Origin of the sequence: Dactylosporangium sucinum, assembly GCF_014647515.1 — a bacterium.
Lineage (GTDB): Bacteria > Actinomycetota > Actinomycetes > Mycobacteriales > Micromonosporaceae > Dactylosporangium > Dactylosporangium sucinum.
Genome location: NZ_BMPI01000016.1, coordinates 37,179 through 58,537, shown reverse-complemented (window position 1 = coordinate 58,537; position 21,359 = coordinate 37,179). Strand labels below are relative to the sequence as shown.

The window sequence follows — 21,359 nt, the reverse complement described above, 5'->3', positions numbered from 1 at the left end:
TCGCTGCCGGGAGTTCGAAAGCCTTCGGGAGCATGGGCGGCCATGAATGTCAGGCGGCGTGGGCGCCGGTGCGTTGGTGGAGGGCGACGGCGATGACCGCCGTGCCGTACGCGCACAGTTCGACCCACGTGTTCGTCACGTCGCGGTGGTCGAAGCGCATGCCGACGATGGCGTTGGCCCCGCGGTGCTCGGCCGCGGCGACCATCTGGCCGACGGCCCGCGAGCGCGTCTGGACCAGGAACTGCGACATGTCCTGCCCCGGCCCGCCCTCGGTGGACCGGATCCCGGCCGCGAACGGATTGCGCGACGTGGCCACCACGCCCAGCACCTCGCCGAGGACGGTGGTGATCTCGTACCCCGGCAAGCCTTCAGTGGTCACAACCAGCACAGCCAAAGGGTATGCATATATGTACAGCTACGCGGCGATCTGCCGGTAACCACCCGATTCCTCCTTCCGCTGCGGCACAATGGGTGGCGCACGCGCGAGTCGGGAAACCGCTGCCGGGCGGCTGTCGCCGTTCCGGGAAGTGCGGGCGCACCGGCCGGCGGCACGCACAGTCGGTCGCGGCGGCGACCGGTGGGTCAGCCGCTGCCCACCTCCGCGTTCGGGGTCGCCGTCGTGCCGGCCGCCAGGCGGATCAGGTCCTCCTCGGGCAGGGTCGCCTTGCCCAGGAGTTGGAACAGCAGGGAGCGGCCGTCGCCCAAGGGCACCTCCAGGGTCGTGGCCTCGTCCTGGTGGGCCAGCCAACCCCGGCGGTCGCCGACCTGGACCTGCCGGCCCGCCGGGGTCGTCGTCGCGTTCAGCATGACCGCCAGCTTGTCGGTGAAGCCCTGGTCGGCCGGCACGTTCGGCGGGCAGAAGGTCACCGACCCCGGCAAGATGTTGTCGACCGTCCAGCCCGACGGCATCACGGCGAACAGGAACGGGGACGGCGCGCTGGAGGGCTTCGGGAGGAGCGCGTCGGCGTAGGCGCGTAAGGTCTCCGGGTCGGCCGCGGACGGCTCGGTGCGCAGCTCCAGCCACGTGGTGGCGTTCTCCTGCCAGACCAGCGAGCGCTGCGCGCCCACGTCGTCGGACCACTCCACCACCGTTGCCGGACGGCCGTGGACCTTGGTCGGCGTGGTCGGGCCGAGCGGGTCGGGGCGGGCCGAGTAGGCGGTGGTCGTATACGCCATCGCGCCGCCGGGCTGCGGGGTCTGCAGCGACTGGCGCAGGACCGGGTTGCCGGCCGCCCGCCAGATCGACGGTGCGGCGTAGCCGGGCGTCGACGGTGCCGTGAACGGGAACGTCACCGTGTCGGGCACCTTCGCCGGCACGAGGGCGGTCGACGCCGAACCGGACGTGTCCCAGGGGGACGGTGGCGACGACGCGGGCGAGGACGGCACGAGCGAGGACGGGGCGGCTGTCGGTGGGGCGGCGACCGTCAACGCGGGCGACGGGGACAGCAGGGGAACGGCCACGGCCGTGCCGGTCAGGACGGTCGTCACCGCGGCCGCCGCCGACAGGGCGGCCATGCGGCGCCGGCGGCGGGTCGACTCCTCCACCACCGCGGCCAGCATCGTGGCGCCGGCCGGTGCGTCGTCGGCGTGGTGGTGCAGCGCCGAGCGTAAGCGCTCCTCGACATCGTGCATCATGTCTGCCCTCCCGGCAGCCGGACCGGCGTCAGGGCCGTCCGGAGTCGTCGCAACGCATGGAACGCGTGGACCCGCACCGTCGCCGGGGAGCAGCCCAGCAGCCGGGCGATCTCCGCGTCGGGGAGATCCTCGTAGTAGCGCAGCACCACCACCGCCCGCTGGGAGCGGGGCAGCGTGCGCAGCAGTGACCACATCTCGTCGCTGACCGCGACCCGGTCGGCGAGGTCGTCCGGGTGCGGTCGCTCGGGCAGCTCGGCGGACGGGCGCTCGAAGAACGAACGGCGGCGGCGCCAGGACAGGAACTGGCGCAGGATCGCCTGCCGCACATACGGCTCCGGGCCTCCGTCGCCGGTGATCGCCGACCACCGCCGGTGCGCGCGGACCAGCGCCTCCTGGGTGAGGTCCTCGGCCAGATGCCGGTCACCCGTCAGCAGGTACGCGAAGCGGAGCAGGGCCGGCGATCGAGCCAGCACGAACTCCGCGAAGTCGACGTGCACCGACCGCCCCTCCCCCGACGAACCGACATCCCACCCCCTAGACGAGCCCGCCCACCCCGAGCGTTTATGGGTCCTTCGGAGTCGGGTCGTCATACTGCCCCGAGCGGCCGGCATAGGGGCGGCCGTCGACGATCGGCCACGGGTTGGGCAGGCAGCCGTGCATGCCGAGCGTCTGCTGCTGCATCACCGGCGCCGGGCGGCCGGGGCCCGGGCACAGCTCGTGACCGCGGCCGAGTCGATGGCCGGTCTCATGGTTGATCACATACTGCCGATACGACGCGAGATCACCGCCGTAGTCCGGCACGCCCCGCACCCAGCGTGCCACGTTGATGACGACGTTGTTCTCCTTACGGCACGACGTATACCGGTCGTAGGCGCTGTCGCACAGTCGGTCACGGGTCGCCGGGGTGGCGAGGTAGAGCGTGAAGTCGTACCGCTCGCCGGCACCGGCCCGGCGCAGTCGCCACTGCCCGGTCGCGGTCCACCCGCGCGGGTCGGCGTAGACGGCGGCCGCCGCGGCGGCGAAGTCTTCGACGGATATCCCGGAAATATCGGCCTCGACGCCGACGCGATAGGTCAGCAACCGGCCCGCGAAGCCGGCCTCCGCTCCGGGAGCGGCTGCGAAGAGGAACTGCCCGCCGCCGACGGCGGGAAAGGAGGCAACGACGGACGGGGAGAGCGAGGGAGACGGCGACGACACTGCGGTTGACGACGCTGAAGACGCTGGGGACGCGCGGGACGCTGGGGACGCGGAAGAAGAGGAGTAGGACGGCGGCGCGGAGCACGCGGCCAGCAGGAGCACCGCGGCTGCCACGCCGCCGATCCGAAGTACGCTCACATCCCCTATGACGACCCGAGCCGGCCCGGGTATTTAGTCCAGCGGTGCTCGGCACGCCGCCGACAGCAGAGACAACGCCTCCTCCACCGGCAGCACCCGCACCTCCTCCGAGCCCCGAGAGCGCAGCGCCACGGTGCCGGCCGCCTGCTCCTGGGCGCCGATCACGGCTACGAACGGAACCTTTCGAGCGGCTCGGATCCGGGCGCCCAGGCTCCCGCTGTACAACTCGTGAATCCGCAGATCGAGCGAGCGGCACCGCGCCGAGAACGCCGCCGCGGACGCGTCGCCGACCGGGAGGACGGCCACCTGCACCGGTGCGTACCAGGCCGGGAACGCGCCGTCGTGCACCTCGATGAGGTGGGCGAACAGGCGCTCCATGCTGCCCGCGGCGCTGCGGTGGACCATCGCCGGGCGGCGGCGCTCGCCGTGCTCGTCCACATAGGACAGCTCGAAGCGGGCCGGCTGGAAGTAGTCCACCTGCACGGTCGCCAGGGTTCCCTCGCGGCCGGCGTGGTCGACGAGCTGCACGTCGATCTTCGGTCCGTAGAAGGCGGCCTCGCCGGGGGCCTCCACGTAGGACAGTCCGGCCTCGGCGAGCGCCTCACGGAGGACGTCGGTGGCCTTCGACCACATCGCCGGATCGTCGACGTACTTGTCGCCGGGGCCGCGCAGGGAGAGCCGGTAGTAGGCCGGTGCGAAGCCCAGGGCCGCGTGCGCCACCCGCATCAGCGACAGCGCGGCGACGACCTCGGACAGCACCTGGTCCTCGGCGCAGAACACGTGCCCGTCGTTGAGGGATATCGCCCGTACCCGGGACAGCCCGCCCAGCACACCCGAGCGCTCGGCGCGGTACATGCCGCCGGTCTCCCCGATGCGCAGCGGGAGCTCCCGGTAGGAGCGGCCGCGCGCGTTGAACACCGCCGCGTGGTGCGGGCAGAGGCTCGGCCGCAGCACGAACGCGTCGTGCTCGCCCTCGCCGAGCCGCATCGGCGGGAACATGTCGTCGGCGAAGTGCGGCAGGTGGCCGGAGCGGTGGTACATCTCCACCTTGGCCATCGGCGGCGAGTACACGTGCTGGTAGCCGGCGCGGCGCTCCAGCGCGTAGACGTAGTCCTCGACCGCGCGCCGGGCGGCCGCGCCGTCGGGCAGCCACAGGGGCAGGCCGGCGCCGACGAGCGGGTCGGAATGGAACAGCTCGAGCTCACGGCCGAGCTTGCGGTGGTCCTGCATGATCTGACTCCTTGGGGACGAGGAGCCGCGACCGCGGGCACGAAAAAGCTCCGGGAGCGCGGCCCCGGAGCTTGCGAGAGAACGTCGCGTCAGCGCCGCCGGGGAAGGCCCGGCGTCGTCGTGGACAGTGCGCTGCGACTCACGCCACGAGAATAGCGCTTCGCCGCTGGAACGTGGAGGGTATAAACGGTCGGTGCCCGAAGGTCACACCATCCACCGCCTCGCCGAGCGCCATCGGAAGCTGTTCGGCGGGCGCCCGGTCGCGGTCAGCAGTCCGCAGGGCCGGTTCGCCGCCGGCGCGCAGCGGCTCGACGGGCGGGTGCTCGAGGCCACCGAGGCGCACGGCAAGCACCTGCTGCACCACTACTCGGGCGGCGACACCCTGCACATCCACCTCGGGCTCTACGGCAAGTTCACCGACGGTGACGGGCCGGCGCCGGGCGAGGTCGGCGAGATCCGGCTGCGGATGGTCAACGCCGACCACTGGCTCGACCTGCGCGGCCCGGCGGCCTGCGAGCTGCTCGACCCGGGCGAACTGGAAGCGCTGCACGCCCGGCTCGGGCCGGACCCGCTGGCGTTCTCTGATGACGGGGACGTGGCGTTCGCGCGCATCCGCGGCTCGGGGCGCACGCTCATGGGGCTGCTCATGGACCAGTCCATTGTGGCCGGTGCGGGCCTCATCTACGTGACCGAGGCCCTCTTCCGGGCCGGGCTGCCGCCCACGACGACCGGGAAGCGTCTCCGGTACGGCCAGTGGCAGGCGATCTGGGCCGACCTGCGCACCCTGATGCGGACCGGCGTGGCGGAGGGGCGGATCGACACGGTCCACAGTGCACACACGCCGGAGGCGATGGGCCGCGCGCCGCGGGTCGACCGGCACGGCGGCGAGGTGTACGTGTACCGCCGCACCGGCCAGCCCTGCCTGGTCTGCGGCACGCCGGTGCGCACGGCGGTGCTCAACGCGCGCAACGCGTACTGGTGCCCGGCCTGCCAGCGGGAGTCCTGAGATGGTCGCCTCCATCGAGATGCACCTCGACGAGCGGGCGACCCGGCGGATCCGGGTGCTCTGGGACCTGCTGGAGGAGCTGGGCGTGCAGACGCTGCGCACGCCGCACGACGGCAAGCACCGCCCGCACGTGTCGCTCGTCGCGGCCCGTGCGCTGGACCCCGCGGCGGTGGCGGCCGCGCTGGCCGACGTCGAGGTCGCCGCGCCGCTGCGGCTGAACTTCCAGTTCGCCGGGGTGTTCGTCGGGCGGGTCGTGTTCCTCGGGCTGGCGCCGACCCCGGAGCTGATGCACCACCAGGCGGTCGTCTGGCGGGCGCTGCAGGCGCACGGCATCGAGTGCCTGCCGCTCTACGACCCGGGCGAGTGGGTGCCGCACTGCACCGTCTCGATGCGGGTGCCCCGGCCGATCCTGACCGAGGCGCTGCGCCGCTGCCTGGAGGTGCTGCCGATCGAGGCGACGGTCATCCGCGCGGCCGTCGTCGACTACGCCCGGGACGTCTACCGCGAGCTGTGAGCCCTACTCCTCGTCGTGCTGCATGAGCTGGCGGGCGGCCTCGGCGATCGAGCCGGAGATCGACGGGTAGATCGTGATCGTGTGGGCGAGCTGGTCGACGCTCAGGTGGTTCTCCACCGCCATGGCGATCGGCATGATCAGCTCGCTGGCCTTCGGGGCGACCACGACGCCGCCGACCACCAGGCCGGACGCCGGGCGGCAGAAGATCTTCACGAAGCCGTCGTCGAGGCCCGCCATCTTGGCCCGCGCGTTGCCGGCCAGCGGCAGCATGACCGACCGGGCGGGCACCTTGCCGCTGTCGATGTCGGACTGGGTGACACCGACGCTGGCCAGCTCCGGGTCGGTGAACACGTTGGCGGCGACCGTGCGCAGCTTCAGCGGGGCGACCGCCTCGCCGAGCGCGTGCCACATCGCGATGCGGCCCTGCATGGCGGCGACGCTGGCCAGCGGGAGCAGGCCGGTGCAGTCGCCGGCGGCGTAGATGCCGGGGACGTTGGTGCGCGAGACCCGGTCGACGGTCACGTAGCCGCCGGGGGCGACCTCGACGCCATACTCGCTCAGGCCGAGGGAGTGCGTCTGCGGCACCGAACCCACCGCCATCAACACGTGGGAGCCCTCGACGCTGCGGCCGTCGGCCAGCTCGACCACGACGCCGTCGGCCGTGCGGCGGGCGGCCGCCGCGCGCGAGTTGTTGAGGATCGTCATGCCGCGGGTGCGGAAGACGCGCTCGATCGCCATGGCGGCGTCGGGGTCCTCGTGCGGCATGACCCGGTCGCGGCTGGAGACCAGGGTGACGTCGATGCCCATGGCGAGATAGGCCGAGGCGAACTCGGCGCCGGTGACGCCCGACCCGACCACGATGAGGTGCTCGGGCAGCTTCGGCAGGTCATACACCTGGCGCCAGTTGAGGATCCGCTCCCCGTCGGGAACGGCGGTCGGCAGGACCCGCGGGGTGGCGCCGGTGGCGATCAGAACGGTCGACGCGGCGATGACATACGGAGCGTCACCGCCGGTCGGGGTCACCTCGACGGCGTGGGTGTGACCCAGCGTGTCCTCACCGAGGCGCGCAGTGCCCGTGACGAAGTCCACACCGGCCTTGACCAGTTTGGCGTGGATGTCGCCAGATTGGGCGGAGGCGAGCCGTTTGACCCGTTCGTGCACCGCGGTGGCGTCGACCCGCACGTCCGGGCCCTCGGGGCCGATCACCCCGAACTGCTCGGTGTCGAGGTGCGCGGTGACGACGTCGGAGCTCGCGATGAACGTCTTGGACGGCACGCAGTCGTGCAGCACACACGCGCCACCTGCACCTTCGGCCTCGATCACGGTGACCTCCGCGTCGAGCTGCGCGGCGACCAGTGCCGCCTCGTAGCCCGCCGGGCCCCCTCCGATGATCACGATCCGGCCCACGACTGCCCCACCCCTCGTCGACGATTCGGTCCCATTCTCCCACCCGTCCGCCGCACACCAGCCGAACGGTGCACCCCGCGCCGACGAGTGGATCCGAATCCGACACGCTCGGCAGTATTCTCTCGCGTACCCGGTCGGGTTTATCGTCATCGCCGTGCGTCATTACGCCGCGTATGGCTCGAACTTAGACCCGGCCCGCATGCGGGCCTACTGTCCGTATTCGCCGATGATCGGCACCGGCTGGCTCGAGGGCTGGCGCCTCACCTTCGCCGGGGAGGACATCCTCGGCTGGGAGGGCTCGGTCACCACGATCGTCGAGTCGCCGGGCGACCGGGTCTTCGTCGCGCTCTACGACGTGCATCCGAACGACGAGAAGCAGCTCGACGAGGTCGAGGGCGCGCTCGCCGGCACCTACCAGAAGCTGCACCTGCGGGTCGCCACGCTCGACGGGGAGGCGACCGCGTGGGTCTACGTCTTCAACGGGTACGAGGGCGGGCTCCCCACGGCGTGGTACCTGGCCGAGATCGCGAACGCCGCCGCGAAGGCCGGCGCGCCCGAGGACTACCTGCAGGAGCTCAGGTCGCGGCCGACGAAGACGGCGATGCCGTGACCGTCCGCTCGTACATGTCGGCGGCGAACGTCACCGTCATGCCGGTGTCGGCGTAGAGCTGGTAGGCGCCGGTCGGGTTGGTGAGGTCGACGCCCAGCCCGGCCGACGTGCGACCCTTGGCCGCGTACGCCGCGAAGGCCGTGCGCAGCAGCGCCCCGCCGATGCCACGCTTGCGGTGGGTGCGCAGGACGGCGAGGTTCTTGACCCAGCCCTCGCCGTGCTCGACGGCCTGGTCGGCGGACTGCAGCACGCCGACGATCTCGCCGCCGTCCTCGTAGACGAACCACTCGTCGAAGCTGACCGAGGGCAGGCGGCGGACGGCCTCGCGCCACGTCTCGTACGGCGTCGGCTGGTAGTCGGGCGTGTCGGCGAACGCCAGCTCGAGCACCTCGTGGAAGCGGGGCAGGTCCTCGTCGCGCACCGGCCGGACGGCGTGCCCCTCGGGAGCGCGTTCGGCGCCGGTCAGTGCCCGGTTCATCCGGGCGTGTCGTTTGACGAACCGGAAACCCTTGTCCTGCAGTACCGCCAGATAGACGGTCTCCGAGGCGATGGCCCCTGCCCGCAGGGTCACCTCGGGGTGCCCGGCGTCGCGGGCGCGGTCGGCGACGCGGGCGATGGCCAGGTCGAGGAGCGGGCCGTAGGCTTTCGTTCCCCGCTCGGGCACCGCGTAGACCTCGACGTTGTCGCGGACGCCGCGCTGGGGGTTGTCGACGTACGCCCAGGCGATGGGGTCCCCGTCGGCACCTCTGTCGGCACCTCCGTCGGCATCTCCGTCGGGCACGAACGCGAGCCAGGAGTCGACGGCCGGGTCGTGGTTCGGCGCGGTCAGCGTCTCGACGACCTCGGCCTCGGACCAGTCGGGTTCGCCGAGGGAGGCGATGTCGCTCGCCCGGGTGACGACGAGGATGGCGGGCACGTCGCGCAGGGTGCACCCACGGATCTTCACTGCTGGTCCGCCTTTCGCGCGGCTCTCTCGGCGGTCACTGCGGGACCGCCTCCTTCAGGGCGATGACGGCGGCGTCGAGGAGGTTGACCAGCTCGGCCCGCTCGGCCGGGGCCAGCGCCCGGAAGGCCTCCCCCGCGATCCGGTCGGTGAGCGCCTCGGCCCAGCTGCGCCGGCGGACGAGCGGCTCGAACGCCGGATACGGCGGCTGCCACCCGAACGCCGTCGCGCCCGCCTCGCCGTCGGGGCCGGAGATGATCGCCTCCAGGGGGCTGAGGCCGCTGGCCCGGATCGCCAGCAGGTGCGCGGCCCCGCGGTGCTCGCGCAGCAGGTGCGCCAGCACGGCCGCCCGCGCGCCGGGCGAGTCGTCGGGCAGCGGCATGGCCCGCCAGGCCGCGAACAGGGGCATCCCGGCCGTCTCGGCGCTGACCACGACCCGCTCGGCGAGCTCGACGAGGCGGGTGAGGGCGTAGAAGCTCTCCAGATGCTCGCGGCCCCAGCGGCAGCACTCGTCGAGGTTGTCGGCGGCGATCTGCTCGGGCGGCGCCACCTTGCGAGCGGCGTCCCACCCGTCCTGCACGGCCTCGGGCGCGATGAATCCGAGCGCCGCCGCGACGGTGTCGGCGCGCACGTCGCCGAGCGCTCCGCCGCGCCCGGCCACGTAGAAGGCCCAGCCGGTCAGGCCGATCCGGCGTGCCCTGCGCATGGTCTTGGGGTCGTCGCTGAAGGCGCCGCCCAGGACCAGCACAGCCTGCTTCGCCGCCGCGGCCGCCTGCTCGGGAGTCACGCGGGACATTCTGCCTCGCCGGGTGGATCACGGTGAAGCCACACGTTCGTGTCCACCCCCCGTTTTTCCGAGCCGACATTTCGCTTATGTCGGGTGCGCAGCGCCGGACATAAGCGTTCGCCCCATGATCCATGGAGCGGTTTGGCTGCCATGGCAGCCGGAAGTCTCCATGGATCATGAGCCAGGCCCGCGCCCGCCGCCGGCACGCGCCCGCCGTGACCCGCGCCCGGCGGCGGCGCGCGGACCGCGCCGCGCGGCGGGCGCCCGGCGCGGCCGGAGGTCGCGGGTTCTTGGGGCGACGGCGATGGCAGCGTCCGCGGCCCCGGGACGAATGTCGCGGGGCCGCAAGCGCTGTCTGGCGGGAGCGACGGTCGTCACTTGCGCGGACCCGAGTCCCAGGCCTAACCGAGGTCGGACAACGCGGCCTGCGCGAGCGTCACCCGCTTCTCGGCCTGGGCGATCGCCTTCTCCGCGGCGGCCAGCTGCTTCTCGGCCTCCTGCTTGGCGGTCTCCGCATCGGAGAGCTGCTGCAACGCCGCCATCAGGTCCTTGCGGGCCTGGCGCACGGCCCGCGCGTGGTCCTCCTCGGCCCGGCGGCGCTCCTCCTCCCGGCGGCGGGCCTCGGCTCGGCGTTCGCGCTCGTCGTCCGACGGGGCGGAGCGGACCGCCGTCACCTTGCCGGGCTGCCCCGACGGTTCGCCGCCGCCCTGGACCAGGCGGAGCTGCGGGCGCGGGGTCTCGCCGAAGCCGGTGTACTCCAGCGCCTTCGTCAGCGTGCCCGCTCGCACCGCCGTGGCGACCTCGGCGTCGGCCAGGGCCGCGGCGAGCGTGTTCTCGACCTCCGCGATCGGGAGGTTCGGGCGGTCGCGCCCGGCCAGCGCGGCGGCCTCGCGGGACAGGGCCGCCAGCAGGGTGCGGCGGCGGGGGGACAGCTCGCGCAGGTCCGCGCCGCGCAGCTCGCGCTGGGCGGTGCGGAGCTCCTCGCCCAGGTCGAGCAGCTCCTCGATCAGGTCGGGGCGCTCGTGGGCCAGGCGGTTGACCAGCCAGGCCGCCAGGGTGGGCTTGCGCAGCTTGCCGATCGCCGCGGCCAGGGCCGTGTCCTTCGCCTTGCGGGCGCGCGCCACCTCCTCCGTGCGCAGCGCGACGAAGTCCTCCGGCGGCGCGGCGTACAGCCGGGCCGCGATGCCCGCGAGCGCATCGTCCACGATCCCGAGCGTAAGGTCACCGCATGCGTGCCGACGTCTATTTCTCGCTGGATGTTGAGGCCGACGGGCCGATTCCCGGGCCGTTCTCCATGGTCAGCGTCGGGCTCGCGGTCGCTGGGAGATTCGGCGGTACCTTCAGTGCCGCCGATCCGGCCGAGCACACCTTCTATCGGGAGCTGCGGCCCATCAGCGACGACTTCGTGCCCGAGGCGCTCGCCGTGTCGGGGCTCGACCGGGCCGCGCTGCTGCGCGACGGGAGCGATCCGGCCACGGCCATGGCCGAGCTGAGCGCGTGGGTCACCCGGATCGCCGGGGACGGGCGGCCGGTGGTCGTCGCCTATCCGGCGGTGTTCGACTGGATGTTCCTGTACTGGTACCTGCTGCGGTTCACCGGGGCGAGCGTCTTCGGGCACTCGGGGTGCCTCGACATGAAGACGACGTACGCGGTGAAGGCCGGCGTGCCCATCGGCGCCGCCGTCAAGGGGCGCATGCCGAAGCACCTGCTGTCGCAGCGCCGGCACACGCACCACGCGCTCGACGACGCGATCGAGCAGGCCGAGCTGTTCGCGAACCTGATGCGCTGGGAACCCTAGGGTCTAGACCGTCGTGCCCGGTTCGAGGCGGGTGTAGTGGGTGCCCGACAGGCGGTTCATGTGGCCGGTGACGATCTGCTGGCCGGCCTCGACGAGCAGGCTGTCGTGGAGGGCGAAGGCGCGCTCCGGCTTGACCGCCCGCGTGAAGTCGATCGCCTCGGACAGCTTGAGCCACGGGGCGGAGACCGGGACGAACAGGGTCGCGACCTCCTCATCGGGGACGTGGAACGAGTCGCCCGGGTGGTAGATCGGGCCGTCGGGGCTCTCGATCAGGAACGACACGTTGACGATCCGCGGGATGTCGGGGTGGATGACCGCGTGCTGCCCGCCGTGGGCGCGCACGGTCATGCCCGCGGCCACGAAGGTGTCGCCCGGGGCCACCGCGAACTTCTCCGCGTCCAGCTCGGTGAGCTGGGCGTCGACGTCGGGGTGGGCGTAGACGGTCAGGGCGGGCTGCTTGGCCGCCGCCGCGCGCAGCCGGTCGATGTCGATGTGGTCGAAGTGCTCGTGCGTGACGAGGACCGCGTCGACCCCCTCCAGCGCCTCGGGCTCGGTGAACACGCCGGGATCGATCACCATGACGCCGCCGGCGTGTTCGAGGCGCAGGCAGGCGTGGGTGTACTTGGTGATGCGCATCCGGTGACCTCCTTGTGGCAGAACCGTGACACAAACGCCGGGAACCGGGGCCGCACCCGGCCGCGTCCCAGGGGGCAGTTCGGTCTCCCGATCGACCCTACCCAGGAGGCGTCATGTCAGTCAGGCGCACCACCCTGTTCGTCACGGCGGCGAGCGCCGCCGTGCTGATGGCGCTGAGCGGGTGCGGCAACAGTGCCAAGGAGTCCAGCGACAGCGCGGCGCCCGCGGCGGCGCCGATGCAGGAGGGGGCCGGCGCCGGACCGGCCAAGGACAACGGGGTCCAGGGCAACGGGGTCCAGGGCAACGGGGTCCAGGGCAACGGGGTCCAGGGCAACCCGCCCGGCAAGATCCCGGACAACCTCGACGTCGACAACCGGTCGATCATCTACTCCGGCACCATGACGGTCCGGGTGAAGGACGTGGATGCGGCCGCGGCCCAGGCGATCGCGTACGCGACCGGGGCGGGCGGCTTCGTCGGCGGCGACAACCGACGCCACGACGACAAGCGCTCGCAGGGCACGCTGACGCTGCGCGTGCCGGCGGCGAGGTTCAGCGCGACCCTCGACCAGCTCAAGGGGCTCGGCAACGAGGAGGACCGGCAGGTCACCGCGCAGGACGTCACCGACCAGGTGGTCGACGTGGAGTCGCGGCTGCAGACGGCGCAGGCGAGCGTCGACCGGATCCGCGCGCTGCTGGCCAAGGCGCAGACGATCAGCGAGATCACGTCGCTGGAGTCGGAGCTGTCCCGGCGCGAGTCCGACCTGGAGTCGCTGCAGGCGCGCAAGCGGAAGCTCGACGGGCTCACCGCGCTGTCGACGATCACGCTGGTGCTGCTCGGGCCGGAGGCCGCCGTCGACGAGGAGGAGCTCGGCATCGGGGTCGGGCTGCGCAACGGCTGGTCGGCGTTCCTGACCTCGGCGCAGGTGGCGCTGACCGCGCTCGGCTGGCTGCTGCCGTGGCTGCTCGTCCTGGGCTTGCCGATCTCCCTGCTCCTGCTGCTGCGGCGGTACCGGCCGAAGCAGCCGGCCGTGGCCGCGGCCGGGAGTCCGGTGCCGCCGGCGCCGATGATGGCGCCGCCGCGCCAGATGCCCCGCCCCACCCCGATCTCCGCGCCGCCCGGGCCGGTTCCACCGCCCCCGGTGCCGGGCGGCGCGGGCCCGCTCATCCCGGGCGCCACCCAGCCGATCGGTAGGAAGCCGGCCGACAGCGTTTCAACCGGCCACGAAGGGGCAGGTGCGCCCCCGGCACCGGAGGCTAGGCCTGGATCCGCGGAAACTGGTCGGTCGCCGGAGCCCCCGGCTGATGCGGCACCGACGAATCCTGCGGACCCGACAGGTCCTGCAGGAGACCGCTGACCGCGGCACCGAATCCCGGTTGCAGCTGATAGCCGGAGTGACCGTCAACCTTGGGGAACACCGTGTCGCCGGGCGGGATGTCGAAGCCCGGCGGATCGACCAGCCGCACGTCGCGTGCGGCCGGCGACCCCACCGGTCCGCCGATGGGGTCGGTGTCCCGCCACAGGTTGACCCAACGGGGGGTGTGCTGGTCCGGTGCCGCGGCGTCGTCCGCGGGCCGGGCCAGCACCGCACCGACCTGGGTGAGCACGGCGTCGTTGACGTAGGCGGGGAAGAAGCGCGCGTAGAGGCGCCGCAGCGGCGAGCCGTAGGTCAGCAGGGCCGCGCGCGCCTGCGCCTCGGGGGGCAGCTGCAGCACCGTCGCGGCCGCCAGCACCGAACCCTGGCTGTGGCCCGACAGGATCACGCCGCCCTGCTCGGCGGCGAGCCACGACGCCCGGCCGGCCAGCTCGGGCACGACCCGCTCGGCGTAGCACGGCGGCGCCAGCGGGTGCGCGGCCCGCGGCCAGAACGTGCCGAGGTCCCACAGGACCCCGACGATCCGGCGGAACCGCTGGTAACGGTAGGCGAGCACGCCGATGAGGACGAGCCCGAGGACGGCCAGACCGATGAGGTACGTCCCGAGGTTCACCGCGAACGACAGCAGCTCGGCCGCGAGCGAGTTCGGCGGGGCGAGGCGCACCGGCCGGATCGCGAACAGCGCGAAGCAGGTCGCGGCGACGGCGGCGACGGCGGTCGGGACGAACACCCACAGCAGCATCCGGCCGACGTGGTCGGTGATGAGGGCGTCGGCGATCGCGGTGTCGATCCCCTTCGCGCGCTGCGGGTCCCGCTGCCGGTCGCCGCGGAAGTCGGCGTCGGTGACGACCCGCGCGCTGCGGCGCAGCCGCCGGTTCAGCGGCAGCCCGGCGACCAGCGCGACGACGAGCATGATGACGAGCATCAGCACGAAGCCGGCGGCGGCCCACTCGTAGGTCGGCGGCGGCTGCAGCGGCTGCCAGGGCACGTAGTCGGCCGAGGACGGCAGCCGGCGCCGGTCGAGGAAGTCGGCGACCCGGTAGGACAGGCCGGCCGAGAACGCGACCGCCACCCCGAGCCCGATGCTGGCGATGATCGGCCCGGCCAGGCCCTGCAGGAACGTGCCCTTGGGCCGGCTCCCGAGGACGACCGCCCCGAGGATCATCAACAGCACGAGTTGTACCGCGAACAGCGCGGTCACCGTGCCGCCGAACACCGGCAGCCGCCCGGTGGCCGGCCACGGGTCCCGCTGCAGCATCGAGTACGCGAGGGTGAGGACGGTGAGCACCACCGCGCCGTAGCTCGCCGCGCGGGTGAGGCCGAGCGCCCAGCGGGCCGGGTTGTCCCGGTCCACGACCGGCCGCACGGTCACGGCGACGGCGCAGGCGACGAGGAGCACCAGGCACGCGCCGGCGCACACGTAGCCGAGCCAGTGCCGGTCGCGCGGCACCAGGATGCCCAGCAGCACCGCGTCGAGCGTGGCGTACGCGAACGCGATGTGCAGCGAGCGGAGCCGCCCGACGAGCGGCTTGCCGTTCCAGAAGCACGGGTGCGCGAGCCCGTCCCCGTCGCCGTCGGTGTTCGCCGGGAACGCCTCGTACCGCGACCACGTCCGCCGGCCGAGGAACCACAGGAACGCGATGGCCAGGATCGGGATCAGCGCGGTGAGCGCGAGGCGGCGGCTGGTGCTGGTGTCGACGAGCGGGCCGAGGTACCAGCGGCCCTCCAGGCAGCGGGCGGTGTTCGCGCACTGCCAGCCGACGAGGTCCATCGAGATCTCGACGAACGACAGCACGAAGGACGCGGTCATCGTCAGGGCGAAGATGCGGGTCAGCGCCCGGATCGCGGCCCGCGGGCCGGGCCGGACGTCGGGCCGCAGCCAGAGGGCGACGTTGGCCAGCATGAACGGCAACAGGAGGAGCCAGAGCGCGCGGGCGGCGGCGCCGGCGGTGAGGTTGCCCCAGCGGTACGCCTCCAGGACGGCGCCGCCGGGGCCGCGGGTGGCGCCGTACTCAGGGCGCGGGCGGAAGAAGCCGGCGTCGGTGTCGCCGGCCACCCGGTGCAGGAGGGGACGGTCGAGGACGTCCTCCGCGCGGGAGCCGGTGACACCGTGCACGCGCAACTCGGTGACCATACATGCCGGGTTACCAGATGACGGTCTATTTGTCAGTCCTAGAACGCTCCCGCGCTGAGGGCCGCGAGGGCGGTGTGCACCATGACGCGCACGCCGTAGCCGATCGCCCGCTCGTCGACGTCGAACGCCGACTGGTGGATGTCGAACTTGGTCTCCGAGCCGGGCACGCCGACGCCGAGGCGGATCATCGAGCCGGGCACGTTGTCGACGTAGAACGCGAAGTCCTCGCCGCCCATGCTGATCTCGGCCTCGACGACCCGCTCCGGGCCGAGGGCCGCGCCGGCCGCGCCGGCGATGATCGCGGTGGCGAGCCGGTCGTTGACCACGGGCGGGACGCCCCGGGTGTAGTTGACCTCGACGTCGGCGCCGGTTGGTGCGATGACGTCGTGGACCAGCTTGGTCACCAGCTCGGGCACCTCGCGCCAGGCCTCGCGGCTCAGCACGCGGATGGTGCCGCGGGCCACGCCCTCGATCGGGATCGCGTTGGCGGCCTCGCCGGCCCGCACCGCGCCCCAGACCATCGACACCCCGGCCCGCGCGTCGAGCTTGCGGTCGAGCAGCGACGGCACGTCGACGAGGATGCGGCCCAGCGCGTGGACCAGGTCGGCGGTCAGGTGCGGACGGGCGGTGTGCCCGCCGCGGCCGGTGAGCCGGACCTCGATCTTGTCGGCGGCCGCGGTGAACGGGCCGGAGCGGACGCCGACCAGGCCGACCGGCAGCTGCGGCGCGCAGTGCAGGGCGTAGATCGCGGCGACGTCCTGCAGCCCGCCGGCGGCGATGACCTCGGGCGCGCCCGACGGCATCGTCTCCTCGGCCGGCTGGAACAGCAGGCGGACCCGGCCCGGCAGCTCGTCGCGCTCGGCCAGCTGGGCGAGCGCGAGGCCGACGCCGAGCAGGATCGTCGTGTGGACGTCGTGGCCGCAGGCGTGGCAGACGTTGTCGACGGTCGAGCGGTAGGGCACGTCCTTGGTGTCGGGCAGCGGCAGCGCGTCGAGGTCGGCCCGCAGGGCGATCACCCGGTCGCCGTAGCCGATGTCACACATCACGCCGTTGCCCTTGGGCAGCATGCGCGGGGACAGTCCGGCGCGGGTCAGCTCGCGGGCGACGAGCGCCGCGGTCTCGAACTCGTGGCCGGACAGCTCCGGGTGCGCGTGAATGTGACGTCGCACCGCTACGAGCTCGGCCCCGCGGGAGGCAAGCCATCGGTCGAGCTGACCGGGCAGCGGATCGGCCCCAGGTGGCGTCTCGGGCCAGGACGACGTCAACTTGCTGACCGACCGTGCCGCAGCGGCGGCAGGATCGGGCAGCGTCAGCGCTCTCGTCACGGTGAGTTCTCTATTTCGGTCTAATGGAGCGGCCCGCCCCATGCGTGCCATGGACAGACTAACCGGGTCAAGGTGACGGAGCGCAACATCATTCTGGTGATGTTCGGATAGCTGAGCGTCACTCAAACCCGACCGGGGGTGCATACTTGCTGGTTCGATCGCCGACAAGTACCCCCCACCCCCTTTAACGGGCGACCGGCGTCACGGTCACGTGCTGTCGCGATAACTTTTCACAGCGGCGTCCCATCACGGTCGCCAGGAGTCGACGCACAGTGACGGCGAACGCCGCAGGCTGGCACGGAGCCGGGGCTCGGTGCCGGACCGGACGTCCGTCAATCGGCGATCACTCGCCAAACTCCAGGAAATCTGCTTCACCGATGTTCCGCAGATGTTTCCTTCACCTGCCTAGACGCGGTGCCCTGCCGTTTCGGTTCCCCGAACGAGCCGATTCAATCCTCGAATGGTCCGGAGCGCGACAAGATCGGCACACAGTGTCGTGCCCGGGTCACGGTACGGTGAAGGAGGCGACCCCACCTTTCTTCGACGGGCGGGAGCACGCAAGATAGTGGGGCGAGACGTCAACCCTCCCCTCCCATGACGGTTAACTGCCTGTGACTCAGCTTCCGACGTGGCATGGCGAGCCCCTGCCACCCACCGGTGCTCTGGCCTCCGCCGGAGCCGGGCGTGATCCTGCGCGCGGCCCCGACTCCCCCAACGACGTCCCCGCCCGCGAACCACGCGAGCCGGGTTCGACGGTGCCGCCCGTTCCCGGGCAGCGCGCCGCCCCCGGCATCGTGATCGGCGGGCGCTACGCGCTACGCACGGCCATCGGTCACGGCGGCATGGGCACGGTCTGGCGCGCGAGCGACACGCTCCTGCGCCGTGACGTCGCCGTCAAGGAGGTGATCCTCCCGCCCAACCTCGCCCCGAGCGACCGTGACTCCATGTATCAACGGACGCTTCGGGAGGCCCGTGCGGCGGCCGCGCTCTCGCACCCCTCCGTGGTCCAGGTCTATGACGTGGTCACCGAGGCCGGGCGCCCGTGGATCGTGATGGAGCTGCTGCAGGCCCGCAGCCTCGCCGAGATGATCGTCGAGGACGGCCCGCTCGCCGCCCGCGCCGTCGCCAAGATCGGCATCGCGCTGCTCGGCGCGCTGGAGGTGGCCCACGCGGCCGGCGTGCTGCACCGCGACGTCAAGCCGGCCAACGTGCTGATCTCCGGCGACGGCCGCTGCGTGCTCACCGACTTCGGCGTGGCCCGCATGCCCACCGACAGCGAGCTGACCACGCCCGGGATGGTGCTCGGCTCACCCCACTTCATCTCGCCCGAGCGGGCGATCGGCGCCAAGTTCGGCCCGCCCAGCGACCTGTTCTCGCTGGGTGTGACGCTGTACACGGCGGTCGAGGGCCGGCCGCCGTTCGACAAGCGCGACCCGTTCGAGACGATGCGGGCCGTCGTCGAGGAGCCGCCGGCGCAGGCGATGCGCGCCGGGCCGCTCGCCGGCGTGCTCTACGGGCTGCTGGAGAAGGACCCCTCCCGCCGCTGGAACGTGGAGACGGCCCGAGCCGTCCTGCGCGACCTCATGGCCGGGCCGCTGGCCAGCAACGCGCCGGCCCACATGACCGATCCCTACGCGGTGGTCCGCCCGACGCACCAGCCGACGGTGGTGACGCCGCAGCAGCCGACCGGGCAGATCGGCGGCCGGGCGATGATGGCCCCCGGCGAGACGGTCAGCGGCGCGCTGCGCCGGATGCACTCCGCCCCGGCGCAGGCCGGCCCGGCGCACGCCGACGCCGAGCTGGAGCGCACCGATGCCAGCCGCTTCTCGGCCGGCGCACTCGGCGCCGACTGGACCCAGGCGCCGCCACCCCCGCCGAAGGGCAACGTCGCGCAGCAGTTCGTCGAGCGGGCCAAGCGGGCCCCGACGGCGGCCAAGATCGCCGTCGCGGCGGGCGTCGCGGTGGTGCTCATCGCGGCCGTGGCCTTCTCCGGGCTGTTCTCCGGCGAGAACGAGACGCCGCAGAGCGAGCGGCCGATCGGCACCTCGTCGAGCGGCCCGGCGAAGCCGTCGTTCGAGGTCGAGGCGTTCACCCACCCGGGCGGCATCACGGTCAACGTGCCCAAGGGCTGGACGAAGAAGCAGCAGGGCAACGCGAGCGCGCCGTATTTCGACATCACCGACCCGTCGGACAGCAACCGGCGCATCCGGGTCAACATCGAGAAGGCCTCGAGCACGCCGAAGGCGTTCCTGGAGAGCGCCGAGAAGCGCCTGCAGACGACCGCGTCCAGCTGTGCGCCGCCGTATGCGCGGGCCAACATGGACGAGGACAAGCTCGACGGGCACGACGGTGCGGTCCTGGAGTACACCTGCGGCACCGGCGACCAGCAGCGGCACGCGCTGTGGAACGCGATCGTGGTCGGCGGCAAGGCCTACCACTTCTTCGTGACCGTGCCCGAGACGCGGTTCCAGGAGAGCCGGGCGATCTTCGACGAGATGGTCCGGAGCTTCAAGCTCAGTGGCGGACCGTCCGGGCAGTGACACCGGGCCGTGCTATGAAGAGCAGATGACCTCCACCGAGCGTGACCTGCGGGCCGAGGCCGAGGCCTGGATGGCCGACGACCCCGATCCGGCGACCCGCGAGGAGCTGCGGGCCGCGCTGGATCGGGGCGACGACCTGGCCGACCGGTTCGCCGGGCCGCTGCGCTTCGGCACGGCCGGCCTGCGCGGGCCGTTGCGCGCCGGGCCCAACGGCATGAACCTGGCCGTGGTGCGCGCGGCCGCCGCCGGCCTGGTCCGCTGGCTGGCCGACAACCGGGTCGAGGGTCCGCTCGTGGTCGGCTACGACGCCCGGCACGGCTCGCACGCGTTCGCGGTGGAGACGACCCGGGTGGCGACCGGGGCCGGGCGGCCGGCGCTGCTCATGCCCCGCCCGCTGCCGACGCCGGTGCTCGCGTTCGCCGTCAAGCGGCACGGCGCGGCCGCGGGCGTGATGGTCACCGCCAGCCACAACCCGCCGCAGGACAACGGCTACAAGGTGTACCTCGGCGACGGCTCCCAGATCGTCCCGCCGGCCGACGTCGAGATCGAGCACGCGATCCGGACCGTCGGGCCGCTCGCCGACGTGCCACTGGGCCCGCCGGGCGAGGTGCTGACCGAGGAGATCGTGCAGGCGTATGTCGACGCCGCGATCGGCGTCGTCGAGCCCGAGGTGCCGCGCGACCTCGTCGTGGCGTACAGCCCGATGCACGGCGTCGGCCGGGACGTGTTCGTGTCGACGCTCACCGCCGCCGGCTATGCGGCGCCGTTCGTGGTCGCGGCCCAGGCCGAGCCCGACCCCGACTTTCCCACCGTCGCGTTCCCCAACCCGGAGGAGCCGGGGGCGACCGACCTGCTGCTCGCGCTGGCCCGGGAATCGGGGGCCGACATCGCGATCGCCAACGACCCCGACGCCGACCGGTGCGCGGTCGCGATCCCGCTGGCGGACGGCGGCTGGCGCCTGCTGCGCGGCGACGAGGTCGGGGCCCTGCTGGCCGACCACCTCATGCGGCGGGGGGTGCAGGGCCGCTACGCGACGACGATCGTGTCGTCGAGCCTGCTGTCGCGCATGTGCGCCGCGCACGGGCTGCCCTACGGCGAGACGCTGACCGGCTTCAAGTGGATCGTGCGGGCCGGCGACGACCTCGTCTACGGTTACGAGGAGGCGCTGGGGTACTGCGTGGCCCCGCCCATCGTCCGCGACAAGGACGGCATCACCGCCGCCCTGCTGGTGTGCGAGCTCGCCGCCGGGCTCAAGGCGGAGCTGCGCACCCTCGGCGACCGGCTGGACGAGCTCGCCGAGCAGTACGGCGTGCACGCCACCGACCAGCTCTCGGTCCGCGTCGACGACCTGTCCGAGATCGCGGACGCGATGGCCACGATCCGCCACCGGCCGCCCACCGAGCTGCTCGACGAGGCGGTGACCGCCATCGAGGACCGGCTGCCGCAGTCCGACGTGCTCATCGTGCGGGCCGGCACGACCCGCGTGGTGGTCCGCCCGTCGGGCACCGAGCCGAAGCTCAAGGCCTACCTGGAGGTTGTCGAGCCGGTCGTCGACGGCGACGTCGGCAAGGCCCGGGAGACGGCCGCCGCGTCGCTGGTGGCGCTGCGCACGGAGACCGCGGCCGCCCTCGGCCTGCGCTGACGCTTCCGCGCCTCCGGGGTGCTCCGGCCGCGCCGCGCCGGCGGGGCGGGGCACACCACGCCCACCGCACGCTGCGCCCGCCGCTATGCCCGCCGCCGCGCTGTGGCCGCCGCGCTATGCCCGCCGCCGCTATGCCCGCCGCCGCGCTGTAGCCGCCGCGCTATGCCGGCTGCGCTGTGCCCGCCGCTGTGGCCACTGCCGCTCAGCGGCGCCGCGATCTTGGAGTTGTGGTCCGTGATTTGTCGGAAATATCACCCTAAGCACGGGACCACAACTCCAAGATCGGCGCGGGTGGTTGCTGGCGGCGCGGGCGGGAAGCGCGGGCAGGGCGGCGTCGGCGGGCAGCGCGGGCAGGGCGGCGCGGGCGGAAAGCGCGGGCAGGGCGGCGTCGGCGGGCAGCGCGGGCAGGGCGGCGTCGGCGAGCGGCACGGGCAGGGCGGCGTC

The 21,359-nt window shown here is 72.9% G+C and carries 19 protein-coding genes; 7 read left to right on the top strand and 12 right to left on the bottom strand.

Translation table 11 applies throughout. From position 1 onward, the window contains the following. Positions 1-49: 49 nt before the first annotated feature. From IEZ31_RS18300 to thrS, 5 genes are all read right to left on the bottom strand, one after another. A complete protein-coding gene (locus tag IEZ31_RS18300; protein WP_190251096.1) occupies positions 50-388 on the bottom strand; it encodes a heavy metal-binding domain-containing protein in 339 nt (112 codons plus the stop codon). Positions 389-582: 194 nt separating this feature from the next. Next, positions 583-1,635, bottom strand: a complete 1,053-nt coding sequence (locus IEZ31_RS18295; protein WP_190251095.1) for a hypothetical protein — start codon at positions 1,633-1,635, stop codon at positions 583-585. Next, the gene (locus IEZ31_RS18290) at positions 1,632-2,132 is read right to left on the bottom strand and encodes a SigE family RNA polymerase sigma factor (RefSeq protein ID WP_229835390.1); all 501 of its coding nucleotides are present in this window, start codon (positions 2,130-2,132) and stop codon (positions 1,632-1,634) included. Before IEZ31_RS18290 ends, IEZ31_RS18295 begins: the two co-directional genes overlap by 4 nt. 64 nt (positions 2,133-2,196) lie before the next feature. Further along, positions 2,197-2,832 carry a DUF3152 domain-containing protein gene (locus tag IEZ31_RS18285; protein WP_229835389.1) on the bottom strand — a complete coding sequence of 212 codons (636 nt, stop codon included), beginning with the start codon at positions 2,830-2,832 and terminating at the stop codon, positions 2,197-2,199. Positions 2,833-3,003: 171 nt separating this feature from the next. Beyond that, positions 3,004-4,200 (bottom strand): threonine--tRNA ligase, encoded by a 1,197-nt coding sequence (gene thrS / locus IEZ31_RS18280; RefSeq protein ID WP_190251092.1) that lies wholly within the window; start codon positions 4,198-4,200, stop codon positions 3,004-3,006. Positions 4,201-4,393: 193 nt separating this feature from the next. Here thrS and IEZ31_RS18275 point away from each other — a divergent pair, with 193 nt between their 5' ends. Next, entirely contained in the window at positions 4,394-5,206 is an 813-nt protein-coding gene (locus tag IEZ31_RS18275) for an Fpg/Nei family DNA glycosylase (protein ID WP_190251091.1), read from the top strand. Between the two features lies 1 nt (position 5,207). Further along, the gene (locus IEZ31_RS18270; protein WP_190251090.1) at positions 5,208-5,720 is read left to right on the top strand and encodes a 2'-5' RNA ligase family protein; all 513 of its coding nucleotides are present in this window, start codon (positions 5,208-5,210) and stop codon (positions 5,718-5,720) included. Between the two features lie 3 nt (positions 5,721-5,723). On the opposite strand, the gene IEZ31_RS18265 is transcribed toward IEZ31_RS18270, so the two are convergent. Continuing rightward, positions 5,724-7,127 (bottom strand): NAD(P)H-quinone dehydrogenase, encoded by a 1,404-nt coding sequence (locus tag IEZ31_RS18265; protein WP_190251089.1) that lies wholly within the window; start codon positions 7,125-7,127, stop codon positions 5,724-5,726. A 154-nt stretch (positions 7,128-7,281) separates the two neighbouring features. Between IEZ31_RS18265 and IEZ31_RS18260 the strand changes: the two genes are divergently transcribed. Next, positions 7,282-7,737 (top strand): gamma-glutamylcyclotransferase family protein, encoded by a 456-nt coding sequence (locus IEZ31_RS18260; RefSeq protein WP_190251088.1) that lies wholly within the window; start codon positions 7,282-7,284, stop codon positions 7,735-7,737. Here the strand turns inward: IEZ31_RS18260 and IEZ31_RS18255 are convergent. The 3 genes from IEZ31_RS18255 to IEZ31_RS18245 form a co-directional block, all read right to left on the bottom strand. After that, complete coding sequence (locus tag IEZ31_RS18255) at positions 7,703-8,683, bottom strand: GNAT family N-acetyltransferase (protein WP_190251087.1); 981 nt, start codon at positions 8,681-8,683, stop codon at positions 7,703-7,705. The two genes, IEZ31_RS18260 and IEZ31_RS18255, sit on opposite strands and share 35 nt — an antisense overlap. Before the next feature lie 34 nt (positions 8,684-8,717). Beyond that, positions 8,718-9,467 carry an SCO6745 family protein gene (locus IEZ31_RS18250; protein WP_190251086.1) on the bottom strand — a complete coding sequence of 250 codons (750 nt, stop codon included), beginning with the start codon at positions 9,465-9,467 and terminating at the stop codon, positions 8,718-8,720. Positions 9,468-9,868: 401 nt separating this feature from the next. Further along, the gene (locus IEZ31_RS18245) at positions 9,869-10,672 is read right to left on the bottom strand and encodes a TolC family protein (protein WP_190251085.1); all 804 of its coding nucleotides are present in this window, start codon (positions 10,670-10,672) and stop codon (positions 9,869-9,871) included. A 23-nt stretch (positions 10,673-10,695) separates the two neighbouring features. Between IEZ31_RS18245 and IEZ31_RS18240 the strand changes: the two genes are divergently transcribed. Further along, entirely contained in the window at positions 10,696-11,265 is a 570-nt protein-coding gene (locus IEZ31_RS18240; protein WP_190251084.1) for a 3'-5' exonuclease family protein, read from the top strand. A 3-nt stretch (positions 11,266-11,268) separates the two neighbouring features. Here the strand turns inward: IEZ31_RS18240 and IEZ31_RS18235 are convergent, their stop codons facing one another. Further along, positions 11,269-11,901: an MBL fold metallo-hydrolase gene (locus IEZ31_RS18235; RefSeq protein WP_190251083.1), complete on the bottom strand. Its 633-nt coding sequence runs from the start codon at positions 11,899-11,901 to the stop codon at positions 11,269-11,271. 113 nt (positions 11,902-12,014) lie between these two features. On the opposite strand from IEZ31_RS18235, the gene IEZ31_RS18230 reads away from it, so the two are divergent. Beyond that, positions 12,015-13,256 carry a DUF4349 domain-containing protein gene (locus IEZ31_RS18230; protein ID WP_190251082.1) on the top strand — a complete coding sequence of 414 codons (1,242 nt, stop codon included), beginning with the start codon at positions 12,015-12,017 and terminating at the stop codon, positions 13,254-13,256. On the opposite strand, the gene IEZ31_RS18225 is transcribed toward IEZ31_RS18230, so the two are convergent. Both IEZ31_RS18225 and IEZ31_RS18220 read right to left on the bottom strand, forming a co-directional pair. Continuing rightward, complete coding sequence (locus IEZ31_RS18225) at positions 13,156-15,396, bottom strand: hypothetical protein (RefSeq protein ID WP_190251081.1); 2,241 nt, start codon at positions 15,394-15,396, stop codon at positions 13,156-13,158. The two genes, IEZ31_RS18230 and IEZ31_RS18225, sit on opposite strands and share 101 nt — an antisense overlap. Positions 15,397-15,446: 50 nt before the next feature. After that, positions 15,447-16,733 (bottom strand): amidohydrolase, encoded by a 1,287-nt coding sequence (locus tag IEZ31_RS18220; RefSeq protein ID WP_373294627.1) that lies wholly within the window; start codon positions 16,731-16,733, stop codon positions 15,447-15,449. An 842-nt stretch (positions 16,734-17,575) separates the two neighbouring features. Between IEZ31_RS18220 and IEZ31_RS18215 the strand changes: the two genes are divergently transcribed. Both IEZ31_RS18215 and IEZ31_RS18210 read left to right on the top strand, forming a co-directional pair. Beyond that, positions 17,576-19,273, top strand: a complete 1,698-nt coding sequence (locus tag IEZ31_RS18215; RefSeq protein WP_190251193.1) for a serine/threonine-protein kinase — start codon at positions 17,576-17,578, stop codon at positions 19,271-19,273. 25 nt (positions 19,274-19,298) lie between these two features. After that, complete coding sequence (locus IEZ31_RS18210) at positions 19,299-20,915, top strand: phospho-sugar mutase (protein WP_190251080.1); 1,617 nt, start codon at positions 19,299-19,301, stop codon at positions 20,913-20,915. The last annotated feature ends 444 nt before the right edge of the window (positions 20,916-21,359 follow it).

Bases quoted from the DNA above. Each gene is read 5' to 3' on its own strand.
- IEZ31_RS18295 (WP_190251095.1), bottom strand. From the start codon at position 1,635: ATGATGCACGATGTCGAGGAGCGCTTACGCTCGGCGCTGCACCACCAC.
- thrS (WP_190251092.1), bottom strand. From the start codon at position 4,200: ATGCAGGACCACCGCAAGCTCGGCCGTGAGCTCGAGCTGTTCCATTCC.
- IEZ31_RS18270 (WP_190251090.1), top strand. From the start codon at position 5,208: ATGGTCGCCTCCATCGAGATGCACCTCGACGAGCGGGCGACCCGGCGG.
- IEZ31_RS18240 (WP_190251084.1), top strand. From the start codon at position 10,696: ATGCGTGCCGACGTCTATTTCTCGCTGGATGTTGAGGCCGACGGGCCG.
- IEZ31_RS18235 (WP_190251083.1), bottom strand. From the start codon at position 11,901: ATGCGCATCACCAAGTACACCCACGCCTGCCTGCGCCTCGAACACGCC.
- IEZ31_RS18230 (WP_190251082.1), top strand. From the start codon at position 12,015: ATGTCAGTCAGGCGCACCACCCTGTTCGTCACGGCGGCGAGCGCCGCC.
- IEZ31_RS18215 (WP_190251193.1), top strand. From the start codon at position 17,576: ATGGGCACGGTCTGGCGCGCGAGCGACACGCTCCTGCGCCGTGACGTC.
- IEZ31_RS18210 (WP_190251080.1), top strand. From the start codon at position 19,299: ATGACCTCCACCGAGCGTGACCTGCGGGCCGAGGCCGAGGCCTGGATG.